Genomic DNA, 11,359 nt, shown 5'->3' with positions numbered 1-11,359 from the left:
CGAGATCATTCAGCGGGCGCTGTTGAAGACCGTCCGGAAGCCGGTGGCGCCGCGCTAGATCAAAAAGATAGAGCCCATCCCGATTCTATCGGATCGGGCTCTAGCGGACTTGGCGCGCTGAACCGCCGCAGTCGCAAAACCGCAACCAAAGCTTGAAATACTGTCCTGCATCCGCCCAGATAAGAGGTGATGCAGGATTGTTCATGACGGATATCGGGCCAGAATCCCAGATCGAAATCCCCTTTATGGGACGCTGGCACTATTCGCGCGCCGAAATGATCGCCGACGGCATCGTCCATGCGGTCGGCATCGTGCTCGCCATTGCCGCCGGCTCGGCGCTGCTGGCGCTGGCCGCCTTCCATACCGGTCCGGGCGAATACATTGCCGCCGCTTTCTACGTGGTTTCGCTGCTCACCGTGCTGTCGGTGTCGATGGCTTACAATCTGTGGCCGGTGTCGTCGCCAGCCAAGTGGATATTGCGGCGCTTCGACCATGCCGCGATCTACCTGCTGATCGCCGCGACCTATACGCCCTTCCTCGCGCAGCTCGACGGCTCGCCGCTGACCATCTCGATGATCGTCCTGGTCTGGGCTGCTGCAGCGATCGGCATCGCCATCAAAGTGCTTCTTCCCGGCCGCTTCGACCGGCTGGCGATCGTCTTCTATCTCGCCATCGGCTGGAGCGGCATCGTTCTTGTCGAGCCGCTCGTCCAGACATTGCCGACGACATCGATCGCGCTGATCGTTGCCGGCGGGATCGTCTATTCCTGCGGCGTCATCTTCTTCGCCTGGAAGGGCCTGCGCTTCCACACTGCGCTGTGGCACGGCTTTGTCGTCACCGGCGCCGGCCTGCATCTGGCAGCCATGGTCGACTGCCTGGTCATCAATCGACTCTAACGCCAATGATCCGGTCGGCAATATTGCCACACGCCATTCAATTTCGTCATAATTCCGTTTAGAGTCGCGCTCAACGTGATCGGCGGCATCGGAAACGGCACACGGATGACTTTTTTCAAATCTTTCGGCATGGGCAAACGCTCCGACGTTCTGATGTACGACCCGCACAAATTGTCGAGCCCGCAGGTCTTTCTCCTGACCATGGTCATCTTTCTGATGATCGTCGCCTTCATCGCCGCCATCCTGACCCGTCAGATCTCGAGCGCCTTCGTCACCAATCCCGGCCTCAACGGCCTGATCATCGGCGTGCTTGTCGTCGGCATCCTGCTGGCCTTCGTGCAGGTCGGCCGGCTGTTTCGCGAAGTGCGCTGGGTCAACTCATTTCGGGCCGGCTCCGAAACCACCGAACCGGTGCTGCTGGCGCCGATGAAGGCGATGATCGGCCGCTCGTCGACGATCGCCTTCTCGACCAGCTCGATGCGCACCATGCTCGATTCGATCGCCACCCGCCTTGACGAGACCCGTGACACCTCGCGCTACCTCGTCGGGCTGCTGGTGTTCCTTGGCCTGCTCGGCACCTTCTGGGGCCTGCTCAACACGATCGGCTCGATCCGCGAAACCATCGAGTCGCTCGATCCCGGCACCGGCGATGCCGCCGCCGTGCTCGAATCGCTGAAGCAGGGGCTTTCCGCGCCGCTGGCCGGCATGGGCACCGCCTTCTCGTCCTCGCTGTTCGGCCTGTCCGGCTCCCTGGTGCTCGGCTTCCTCGACCTGCAGGCTGGCCGCGCCCAGACGCGCTTCTACACCGAGCTCGAAAACTGGCTGTCCTCGGTCACCGACCTGTCGTCCGACATCGTCGTCGCCGATCCAGCCAAGACCGAATCCTCCGACGAGATCCGCGTCCTGTCTGAAAAACTGCGCAACATGCAGGAGAATGGCGGCGGCGCCAATCCGCGCGTCGCCACCGCCATGGCCAACCTTGCCGACGGCATTTCGGGCCTGGTCAAGAACATGCGCTCGGAGCAGCAGATCATGCGCGACTGGGTCGAGGCCCAATCGGACGAGCAGAAGGCGATGCGCACCACGCTGGAGAAGATCGCCGACGCCCTGAAGAAGCCTGGAGTCCATTAGCATGGCTCTCGCCAGGGGCAGGCGTACTGATCGCCGTATCGATTACTGGCCGGGCTTCGTCGACGCGCTGTCGACGTTGCTGCTGGCGATCATGTTCCTGCTCACGGTCTTCGTGCTGGCGCAGTTCCTGCTCGGTCGCGAAATCTCCGGCAAGGACACGGTGCTCAACCGCCTCAATTTGCAGATCAACGAACTGACCCAGCTTCTGGCGCTGGAGCGCTCGACGACGCAGGACAAGGAAGATTCGCTCGCCAATTTGCAGGCGTCGCTGTCGGCGTCGGAGGCGGAAAAGAGCCGGCTCGAGCAATTGCTGGCGCAAGGCGCCGGTGCCGGCGACGCGGCCAACCAGCGCGCCACGGCACTTTCGGGCGAACTCGACAGCCAGCGCCAGATCAGCCAGCAGGCACTGAGCCAGGTTGAAATCCTCAACCAGCAGATCGCGGCGCTGCGCAGGCAGATCGGAGCGCTCGAAGAAGCGCTCAACGTGTCCGAAACGCGCGATCGCGAGTCCAACACCAAGATCGCCGATCTCGGCCGCCGCCTGAACGTCGCACTGGCGCAACGTGTGCAGGAACTGAACCGCTACCGGTCCGACTTCTTCGGGCGCTTGCGCGAAATCCTCGCCGACCGCGAGAACATCCGCATCGTCGGCGACCGCTTCGTCTTCCAGTCGGAAGTGCTTTTCCCGACAGGCTCCGAAGTGATCAACGACGCCGGCAAGGTCGAGATGAAGAAGCTCGCCGACGCCATCATCGACCTGCAGAAGGAGATTCCGCCGGAGATCAACTGGGTGCTACGCGTCGACGGCCACACCGACGACAAGCCACTGTCCGGCACCGGCCGCTACCGCGACAATTGGGAATTGTCGACGGCGCGCTCGACCTCGGTGGTGAAGTTCCTGATCGAGAACGGCGTGCCGGCCAACCGGCTGGTTGCGGCCGGCTTCGGCGAATTCCAGCCGCTCGACCCCGCCGACACCGAAGACGCGCGCAAAAAGAACCGCCGCATCGAGCTGAAACTGACCGAGCGTTGATCCAGACCGGGCAGGCTCAGGGCGAACGCGCGGATTTAGCGTGCCAGCGCAGACCGTCAAGGTCTGAAAAGATTACCTTTTTTTGATTACACTTTGCCGAGAACCGCTCCTAGGTTGTACCAAGGGGCCGAGAACCGCCGGCGGTGGAACCGCCCATCGCGACGCGACGGAACCGGACGGCCCACGGCCGGAAGGTGAGCGTCCCAACCGCCGCCTTCCCCAGTAAAAGGAGACGCAACCATGCGCTCTTTCACTCCCAAAACCCTCAGGCCCAAAAGCCTCAGGACTGCAACGCTTGCCGCACTTCTCGTCGCCGTTCCGTTTGCTGGCGCCTACGCCGGCCCGCGTGAGACAGCTTTGATCAATCAGATCCAGAGCGTGGATACGGGTATCCGGGCCGCCATGCAGGCGAACCAGCTCGAGCCGGGCGAGGCGCGTGACTTGCGCACGCAGATCACCCAACTTGATCGGGCCGCCCAGAGGGCGGCGCGAGATGGAACGATACCGGTCACGCAATATCAGCAGTTGCTGGCGCAGCTCGATGATGTGAGCCAAAAGCTGCGGGCTGCCACCGGCAGCGCCTTCCTTATCGGCAACGGCGCCGATGGCGGATATTATCCAAACGGCTACGGCCCAAATTATCCAAGGGGCTGAAATCATCCATTACAGCGCCGCAGTTGATCTTGCGCATGATCCTTTGATTTTGCGCACGATCCCTTCCGCAACGAAGGCCCGCTGATGCGGGCCTTCGTTGCTTGTCGGCAGGCTTTTATCTCGAATGCTGTGGGGAATGCGGGACACCAGACATCGGTCCGGGGGGCGATTTGTGGCGGAGCGGCGCCAGCTAGGGCGCCGGTTCGTGGTCAACAAGGCCTGAAAAGATTATCTTTTTTTAATTACACTTTGCTGCGGCCCGCTCCTAGCTTCCGTTGCAAGGCCGAGAACCGCCGGCGATGCCCTCCCTCATCGCGACGCGACGGAACCGGACGGCCCGTGACCGGAAGGTGGAGCGACCCAAGCCGCCGTCTTCCCCGATAAAAGGAGACGCCGCCGTGCGCTCTTTCAAGACTCTCAGGACTGCAACCCTCACCGCATTTCTCATCGCCGTTCCGTTCGCGGGCGCCTACGCTGCCGGACATCACAAAGGCGCCCTCGACGAGGCCACGCCGACCGTTTTCTCCGGTCCGCGCGTGACGGGCTTGATCGATCAAGTTCAGGGCGTGGACAAGGGCATCGCGGACGCAAGGCAGGAGAACACGATCACGCCGGCCGAGGCACAAAGGCTGCACATGCGAGCGGCCCATATCAGCCAGGCCTTTGAAAGACTGGCTACGACAGATCATGGCAGGATACCGGGCGCGCAATACCGGCAGTTGTTGCGCCGGCTCGATAATGTCGACCAGGCGCTGCTGTTCGACACTGGTAACGCCTCCAACATCGGCGACTACACCGATGGCGGAAATCCAAACGGCTGATCATATCGAGGAATGGACTGCCCGGCGCCCTCGGGGTTTTTGCCCCGCGGGCGCCTCTTTCATGACAGCGCCGCGCATCCTTTTGGGACGCGCAAAGGCCGGCGAGGCGATATTGATCACGCCGTCCTCGCTTCCGCAGGATGCCCTTGCTTCCGCCGGATCACGTCGAGGTATGGCGCGATCAAAGCGCCCCGTCGCAAAACGGCCTTCAGGGTTGCCAATGCCGACGCATTGGTATCTTTTCCCGCCGTTCAAATTCAGCGGAACCTGCCATGTCCTTTCAAAAACTCGACGACCTCGGCCACAAGCTCGAAGCGCTGGAACATGCGCTCGCCATTCTCGGTGCTGACGAGGCGACCCACATGGCCGTCGGCGGCGGCGAGAAGCGCGCCGAGGCGATGTCGGCGCTGGCCGGCATGCATCACGCCAGAGCGACCGCGCCGGAGATCGCCGACTGGATCGCGGCGGCCGAACAGGAAACGCTGAACGAGGAACAGCAGGCAGCGGTCAAGGAGTTCAGGCGGCAATACACCAACCTGACCTGCCTGCCGGTCGAATTCGTCGAGCGCCAAACGACGGCGCGCATGCGCTCCGAGCAGCTCTGGCGCGACCTGCGCGCGAAAAACGACTGGGCAGGGTTTTTGCCGGCGCTCGAAGGCGTCGTGGCGCTGGTGCGCGAGGAAGCAGCGCTTCGCGCCGACGTGCTCGGCCTCGATCCGTATGACGCGCTGATGGAGCAATATGATCCCGGCAACCGCGCCGCCGACATCACGCCGGTCTTCGCTGAGTTGAAGACCTTCCTCAGGGATTTCGTGCCGGAGGCACTGGCCGTGCAGGAGGCGCGGCTGACGAAGCGCCCGCTGAAGCCACTTTCGGGCAGCTATGCGATCGAAAAGCAGCGCGAGCTTGGCCTCGCCATGATGGCGGCGGTCGGCTTCGATCTGACGCACGGCTCGCTTTCGGTGTCGCATCATCCGTTCTGCGGCGGCGTGCCGAGCGACGTGCGCATCACCACCCGCTATAAGACGACCGACTTCCTGTCGGCGCTGATGGGCGTGCTGCACGAGACCGGCCACGCGCTTTACGAGCAGAACCTGCCGAAGTCGTGGGCGCACTGGCCGCTCGGCAAGGCGCGCGGCATGGCCGTGCATGAAAGCCAGAGCTTGTTCGTCGAGAAGCAGATCGGTCGCAATCCGGAATTCTGGCGCTGGGCGCTGCCGGTGGTCGAAAGGCACCTCGGCGAGGCCTGGTCGATCGACGACATCCTGCCGCATGTGCATCGGGTCGAGCGCGGCCTGATCCGCGTCGACGCCGACGAGGTCACCTATCCGCTGCACGTCATCCTGCGCTTCGAGTTGGAGCAGGAGCTTGTCTCGGGGCGGCTGGAGGCTGCCGACCTGCCCGAGGCCTGGGACGCCAAGATGCGCGACTATCTCGGTCTGTCGACATCGGACAACCCGGCCGACGGGCCGATGCAGGACGTGCACTGGCCGGGTGCCGCCTTCGGCTATTTCCCGTCCTACACGCTGGGCGCCATGATGGCGGCGCAGCAATGGGCGGCGCTGACCAGAGACCATCCCTCCGCCGACGAGGATCTCGCCAAGGGAGACTTCAGCGCCATCAACAATTGGCGTCGCGAAAAGATCTGGTCGCAAGGCTCGCGCTGGTCGACGCCGGAGCTGCTCGAACGGGCGACAGGTGAAAAACTGAACGCCGCACACTTCACCGATCACTTGCGCAAGCGGTATGGAGCGGCGTGAGGCGGCAGTAGAATCGCGGCGCAGATACCCCTGTCTACTCGGCAGCACCTCTGAAAGCACTCGCCCCGGTCTCGAACTGCAGCTTGGCCAGCCGCGCATAGATGCCGCCCTTGGCGACGAGGCTCTGGTGGGTGCCTTCCTCGACGATGCAGCCGCCATCCATGACCAGGATCCGGTCGGCCTTCAGCACCGTCGCCAGCCGGTGGGCGATGACGATCGTGGTGCGGTCCTGCATCAGCCGTTCCAGCGCCGTCTGCACCAGCGTCTCGCTTTCGGAGTCGAGCGCCGAGGTCGCCTCGTCGAGCAGAAGGATCGGTGCATCGCGCAGAATCGCGCGGGCAATCGCCACGCGCTGGCGCTGGCCGCCGGACAGCGTCACGCCGCGCTCGCCGACCTGGCTGTCATAGCCTTTCTCAAGCTTGAGGATGAATTCGTCGGCAAGCGCATCCTTGGCCGCCGCCTCGATCTCGGCGTCGCTGGCGTCCGGACGGCCGAAGCCGATGTTGTCACGCGCGCTGGCCGCGAAAATGGTGACATCCTGCGGCACGATGGCGATGCGCTCTCGTATGGCGACGGGGTCGGCCTCGCGCACGTTAACGCCGTCGATCATGATCTTGCCCGTCTCGGGGTCGTAGAAGCGCAGAAGCAGCGAAAAGACGGTGCTCTTGCCAGCGCCGGACGGGCCGACGATCGCCACCGTCTCGCCGGGCTTGACCTGGAAACTCAGGCCGTGGACGGCGGCGCGGTCGGGCCCAGCGGGGTAGGAGAACGATACGTCGTCGAAACTTATTGCGCCTCTGGCCGTCGCCGGCAGCAGTTTCGGATGCGCGGGGGCCTGGATCGCGGGCTTCTCGGCCAGGATCTCGGTCAGCCGTTCGGCAGCACCCGCCGCCTGGGAAAGCTCGCCCCACACTTCTGACAGCGCGCCGAGGGCGCCGGCGGCGAACACCGAATAGAGCAGGAACTGGCCGAGCGTGCCCGGCGACAGCGTGCCGTCAAGCACGTCGCGCGAGCCGAACCACAGCACCGCCACCACCGAGGAAAAGATCATGAAGATGGCGAAGAAAGTGAGGAAGGAGCGGGCAAAGATCGAGGATCGCGCCGCTTCGAACGCGGTTTCCACGGCAGATGAAAAATGCCCAGTGACGAGCTTCTCGTTGGTGAAGGCCTGCAGCGTGCGCACCGCGCCGATCTGCTCGCTGGCATAGGCCGTGGCGTCGGCCAGCGTGTCCTGCGCCAGCCGGGATTTGCGCCGCACCGAACGGCCGAAGGCGACGAGCGGCAGCACGATCACCGGAATGGCGGCGATGACGAGGCCCGACAGTTTCGGGCTGGTGAAGACCATCATCGCCACGGCGCCGAGGCCGAGGATGACGTTGCGCAGCGCCACCGAAGCGGTGGCACCGACCGCCGACTTGACCTGCGTCGTGTCGGCGGCGAGCCGCGACACGATCTCGCCCGACTGGGCGGTATCGAAGAAGGATGGCGACAGCGTCGTGACATGGCGGAACACATCGCTGCGGATGTCGGCGACGACGCGCTCGCCGAGCGTGATGACGAAATAGTAGCGGCTGGCTGACGCCGCAGCGAGCAAGGCAGCCATCACCACCAGCATGGCGAAATACTCGGCGATGAAACTGGAATCGGAAGCGGAAAAGCCGTGGTCGATCATCCGCCGCACCGCCAGCGGCAGCGCCAGCGTCGTCGCCGCCGCGACGGTCAGCGAGACGACCGCGCCAATGACCATTTTCCGGTAGCGGGTGATGTAGGGGAACAGGCGCCGCAGCGGCTTGAGCGAGCGCCTACGCTCGTCTGCATCGCCGCTAGTGTGCGCCATGACCGTTTCCTCTGGCTCTTATGGGTATGCGCCTCAATATGCGCTTACCGCGGCCTTGTGATTCAATTCCGGCTGATGTATAGGCTCGCCGACCGTTTTAGAAGCCGTGGCTCCTCAATAGCTGCGGCTTCGAGTTTTAAAAAGGGGCGCATCGACGCAGGCTTTATGCCCGTCAGCGCCGGCGAACCAGGAATAGCACAATGAAGACCGACATCCATCCCGACTACCACACCATCAAGGTCGTCATGACCGACGGCACCGAATACATGACCCGTTCGACCTGGGGCAAGGAAGGCGACACGATGAACCTCGACATCGACCCGACCACCCATCCGGCCTGGACCGGCGGCCAGCAGACCCTGCTCGATCGCGGCGGCCGCTTGTCGAAGTTCAAGAAGCGTTTCGAAGGTTTCGGCCTCTAAGCCGCAGGCCTTTCTCGGATCGAAGAAACCCGCCCTCGTGGCGGGTTTTTTTGTTGCCGAAATGCGGCCTATTCGCCGACCAGTTCGCGCAGCGCCATGCGCTTGTAGGCGGCGACCAGGTCGTCGCCTTCTTGCCGCTCGACCGAGATTGCCAGCCGCATGGTGGCCTCGCCCATCTGCCAGATGAGAAATGCCGTCGTTTCCAACGCCGCCGGATCGGCGGCAGGCCGCAGCCGCTTCAACACGGCGGTGAGGAAGTCAGCGTTGGCCCGGCTGTCGGCGAGCTCGAGTTCGCGCAGCGCCTTGTCGGCCTGCGTGCCCGACCAGATGTCGCGCATGACAGGCGACGCTAGGAACAGCCGGTAATAGATATCCACCAGCTCCGAAAATGCCCGCCGCAGGCCTTCGGCATCGATGACATCTGCCAGCGCCGCTGAGATGCAGGCCTGGCTTTCGGCGGTGTAACGCTCGGCCAGCGCCCAGATGATCGCCCGCTTGTCCGGGAAGAACTGGTAGAGCGATCCGATCGACACGCCGGCCCGTTCCGCCACTTCGCCCATGCGCATGGCATCGCTGCCTTGCTCGGCGATCAGCGCGGAGGCGGCAGCCAGCATCCGCTCGACCCGCTCGCGGCTGCGCTGTTGGCTTGGCGCCCGGCGCGGCAACGCGATCTGGCCATCCTGTGAACCCGATACGGTCGAGCCTTCCATCACTGTCTCCTGGCGAATGATCCAACAAATTGGCCAACAAACTGGCTTGACTCACAAAATACGAGGGTTTATCACTTTTTGCAAATGTGAGGAAAACTCATGTTTGCAAGCAAGGAGAACCACCATGAACGACACAGCGAAAAAACCGACTTTGATCCTCGGCGGCACAGGCAAAACCGGCCGTCGTCTCGCGGACAAGCTGGCGGCGCAGGGCCTGCCGGTGCGGATCGGCTCGCGCTCGGGCACGCCGCCCTTCGACTGGGAAAACGACACGACCTGGGAACCTGCGCTTGATGGTGTCGGCGCCGTCTACATCAGCTACTATCCTGATCTTGCGGTGCCCGGTGCGGCCGAAGCGGTCGGCGCCTTCGCCAACCTTGCCGTGGAGCGCGGTGTGCGCCGGCTGGTGCTGCTGTCGGGGCGCGGCGAAACGGAAGCGCAACGTGCCGAAGAGATGCTGAAAGTCTCAGGCGCCGACTGGACGATCCTGCGCTGCGCCTGGTTTTCCCAGAACTTCAGCGAGAGTTTTTTGCTCGATCCGCTGCTCGCCGGGGAGGTGGCTTTGCCGGTCGGCAATGTCGGAGAACCGTTCGTCAACGCTGACGACATTGCCGACGCCGCCGTGACGGTGCTTACCAAGCAAAGCCATATCGGCCAGCTTTACGAGCTGACCGGGCCACGGCTGCTGAGCTTCGCCGACGCGGTCGCCGAGATCGGCAAGGCGAGCGGTCGCGACATCCGGTTTGTCAGGATTTCGCATGCCGAGTTCACCGCAGCGGTAGCCGGGTACGAGCTGCCGGCCGAGTTCGCCTGGCTGCTCAACGAGCTGTTCATCGAGGTGCTCGACGGCCGCAACGAGGCGCTGACTGACGGCGTCCAGCGCGTGCTCGGCCGCGCCCCAAAAGATTTTTCCGCCTATGTAACCGAAACCGCCGCTACCGGCATCTGGAGCAACTGACATGATCATGAAACTGCTTCCCACCCTCACCTTCATCGCCGCGCTCGGCTCCGGCGTCGTCGCTGGTGTCTTCTTCGCCTTCTCCAGCTTCGTCATGCCGGGCCTCGCCCGCATGCCTGCCGCGGGAGGCATCGCCGCGATGAATTCGATCAACGTCACCGCGGTGACGCCGATATTCATGACCGCGCTTTTCGGCACAGGGCTGATCTGCCTTGTCCTCGCCGTCGGCGCCATCCTCGGCTGGAACCAGCCGGGTTCGTTGTGGCTTCTCGCTGGCGCCCTGATCTATCTCGTCGGCAACCTGATCGTGACCATGATTTTCAACGTGCCGCTCAACAACGCTCTGGCCGCCGTCGATCCGGCAAGCGCCAACGGCGCCGCCGTGTGGACCACCTATCTCAGGGACTGGGTGATGTGGAACCATGTCCGCACCATCACCGCCATCGCAGCTCTGGGCTGCTTCATCATGGGATGGCGGTGAATGCAGGGGTAGAAACGCAAAAGACCCTACGTCAGGCAGAGTCTTTTGATGTGGGGTCTTTTGACTTATGGCCCTTCCGGTCGGCATGGCCGAGATCGCGGTCCGGATCGATGACGTCGCGAACCAGCTGCTTGAGCTTTGCGGCATCGGGAAAGCCGCCGTCGCGCTTGCGGTCCCAGACCAGCGTGTCGTTGCAGGAAATGGTGAAAATGCCGCCGGTGCCGGGCACCAGCGTGACCTCGCCCAGATCCGTTCCGAAGGTCGAGAGCAGCTCCTGCGCCATCCAGCCGGCCCGCAGCAGCCATTGGCACTGCGTGCAATAGATGATGCGGATGGTCGGCAGCGGCTTTTCGGTCATGTCAGATTGAGCTCCGCTCATATCTCGGACTGAGCTCCGCTCATGTCTGGCTGAGTTCCGCTCATGCCGCGCTGAGCTTCGCCATGGTCTCGTCGTCGACCTCGAAATTGGCGTAGACGCTCTGCACGTCGTCATCGTCCTCGAGCGTCGCGACCAGCTTCATCAGCGACTGTGCCCGCTCCTCGTCGACCGCAATGTTGGTCTGCGGCTTCCAGATCGGCTTCACCGACTCTGCCTCGCCGAGCGCGCCTTCCAGCGCCTTCGACACCTCGCCGAGATTCTCGAAGGCGCAATAGAT

13 protein-coding genes are annotated in these 11,359 nt (G+C 63.4%); 9 read left to right on the top strand and 4 right to left on the bottom strand.

The window, feature by feature from the left end; genetic code table 11:
- Positions 1-203: 203 nt before the first annotated feature.
- From EOC93_RS30025 to EOC93_RS30000, 6 genes are all read left to right on the top strand, one after another.
- Positions 204-896: a hemolysin III family protein gene (locus EOC93_RS30025; protein WP_126104529.1), complete on the top strand. Its 693-nt coding sequence runs from the start codon at positions 204-206 to the stop codon at positions 894-896.
- 105 nt (positions 897-1,001) lie between these two features.
- Positions 1,002-2,027: a MotA/TolQ/ExbB proton channel family protein gene (locus tag EOC93_RS30020; protein WP_095487693.1), complete on the top strand. Its 1,026-nt coding sequence runs from the start codon at positions 1,002-1,004 to the stop codon at positions 2,025-2,027.
- Position 2,028: 1 nt separating this feature from the next.
- Positions 2,029-3,060, top strand: a complete 1,032-nt coding sequence (locus tag EOC93_RS30015) for a peptidoglycan -binding protein (RefSeq protein WP_127206426.1) — start codon at positions 2,029-2,031, stop codon at positions 3,058-3,060.
- Positions 3,061-3,417: 357 nt separating this feature from the next.
- Entirely contained in the window at positions 3,418-3,714 is a 297-nt protein-coding gene (locus tag EOC93_RS30010) for a hypothetical protein (RefSeq protein ID WP_348627368.1), read from the top strand.
- A 398-nt stretch (positions 3,715-4,112) separates the two neighbouring features.
- Positions 4,113-4,535 (top strand): hypothetical protein, encoded by a 423-nt coding sequence (locus EOC93_RS30005; protein ID WP_127206427.1) that lies wholly within the window; start codon positions 4,113-4,115, stop codon positions 4,533-4,535.
- A 272-nt stretch (positions 4,536-4,807) separates the two neighbouring features.
- On the top strand, positions 4,808-6,295 hold the full coding sequence (locus EOC93_RS30000; protein ID WP_127206424.1) for a carboxypeptidase M32: 1,488 nt from the start codon (positions 4,808-4,810) through the stop codon (positions 6,293-6,295).
- Between the two features lie 34 nt (positions 6,296-6,329).
- Here EOC93_RS30000 and EOC93_RS29995 read toward each other — a convergent pair whose 3' ends face one another.
- Positions 6,330-8,132, bottom strand: a complete 1,803-nt coding sequence (locus EOC93_RS29995; RefSeq protein WP_127206423.1) for an ABC transporter transmembrane domain-containing protein — start codon at positions 8,130-8,132, stop codon at positions 6,330-6,332.
- A 200-nt stretch (positions 8,133-8,332) separates the two neighbouring features.
- On the opposite strand from EOC93_RS29995, the gene rpmE reads away from it, so the two are divergent.
- Complete coding sequence (gene rpmE, locus EOC93_RS29990) at positions 8,333-8,554, top strand: 50S ribosomal protein L31 (RefSeq protein ID WP_006327661.1); 222 nt, start codon at positions 8,333-8,335, stop codon at positions 8,552-8,554.
- Positions 8,555-8,622: 68 nt separating this feature from the next.
- Here the strand turns inward: rpmE and EOC93_RS29985 are convergent, their stop codons facing one another.
- A complete protein-coding gene (locus EOC93_RS29985) occupies positions 8,623-9,264 on the bottom strand; it encodes a TetR/AcrR family transcriptional regulator (RefSeq protein ID WP_127206422.1) in 642 nt (213 codons plus the stop codon).
- 124 nt (positions 9,265-9,388) lie between these two features.
- On the opposite strand from EOC93_RS29985, the gene EOC93_RS29980 reads away from it, so the two are divergent.
- Together EOC93_RS29980 and EOC93_RS29975 are read left to right on the top strand one after the other, a co-directional pair.
- A complete protein-coding gene (locus tag EOC93_RS29980; RefSeq protein ID WP_127206421.1) occupies positions 9,389-10,222 on the top strand; it encodes an NAD(P)H-binding protein in 834 nt (277 codons plus the stop codon).
- 1 nt (position 10,223) lies between these two features.
- Positions 10,224-10,703, top strand: a complete 480-nt coding sequence (locus EOC93_RS29975) for an anthrone oxygenase family protein (RefSeq protein ID WP_127206420.1) — start codon at positions 10,224-10,226, stop codon at positions 10,701-10,703.
- Positions 10,704-10,734: 31 nt separating this feature from the next.
- Here EOC93_RS29975 and EOC93_RS29970 read toward each other — a convergent pair whose 3' ends face one another.
- A complete protein-coding gene (locus tag EOC93_RS29970) occupies positions 10,735-11,061 on the bottom strand; it encodes a SelT/SelW/SelH family protein (protein WP_127206419.1) in 327 nt (108 codons plus the stop codon).
- Between the two features lie 61 nt (positions 11,062-11,122).
- A partial coding sequence (locus EOC93_RS29965) for a YebC/PmpR family DNA-binding transcriptional regulator (RefSeq protein WP_206532288.1) occupies positions 11,123-11,359 on the bottom strand: 237 nt, incomplete at its 5' end.

Source organism: Mesorhizobium sp. M6A.T.Ce.TU.002.03.1.1 (genome assembly GCF_003997275.1).
Classification (GTDB): domain Bacteria; phylum Pseudomonadota; class Alphaproteobacteria; order Rhizobiales; family Rhizobiaceae; genus Mesorhizobium; species Mesorhizobium mediterraneum.
Note: the sequence above shows the minus strand (reverse complement) of the source record. Positions and strands in the feature narration are given on the sequence as shown.

Coding starts and splice junctions, on each gene's coding strand:
- EOC93_RS29970 (WP_127206419.1), bottom strand. CDS start 11,061: ATGACCGAAAAGCCGCTGCCGACCATCCGCATCATCTATTGCACGCAG.
- rpmE (WP_006327661.1), top strand. CDS start 8,333: ATGAAGACCGACATCCATCCCGACTACCACACCATCAAGGTCGTCATG.
- EOC93_RS29995 (WP_127206423.1), bottom strand. CDS start 8,132: ATGGCGCACACTAGCGGCGATGCAGACGAGCGTAGGCGCTCGCTCAAG.
- EOC93_RS30015 (WP_127206426.1), top strand. CDS start 2,029: ATGGCTCTCGCCAGGGGCAGGCGTACTGATCGCCGTATCGATTACTGG.
- EOC93_RS29980 (WP_127206421.1), top strand. CDS start 9,389: ATGAACGACACAGCGAAAAAACCGACTTTGATCCTCGGCGGCACAGGC.
- EOC93_RS29975 (WP_127206420.1), top strand. CDS start 10,224: ATGATCATGAAACTGCTTCCCACCCTCACCTTCATCGCCGCGCTCGGC.
- EOC93_RS30025 (WP_126104529.1), top strand. CDS start 204: ATGACGGATATCGGGCCAGAATCCCAGATCGAAATCCCCTTTATGGGA.
- EOC93_RS29985 (WP_127206422.1), bottom strand. CDS start 9,264: ATGGAAGGCTCGACCGTATCGGGTTCACAGGATGGCCAGATCGCGTTG.
- EOC93_RS30000 (WP_127206424.1), top strand. CDS start 4,808: ATGTCCTTTCAAAAACTCGACGACCTCGGCCACAAGCTCGAAGCGCTG.
- EOC93_RS30020 (WP_095487693.1), top strand. CDS start 1,002: ATGACTTTTTTCAAATCTTTCGGCATGGGCAAACGCTCCGACGTTCTG.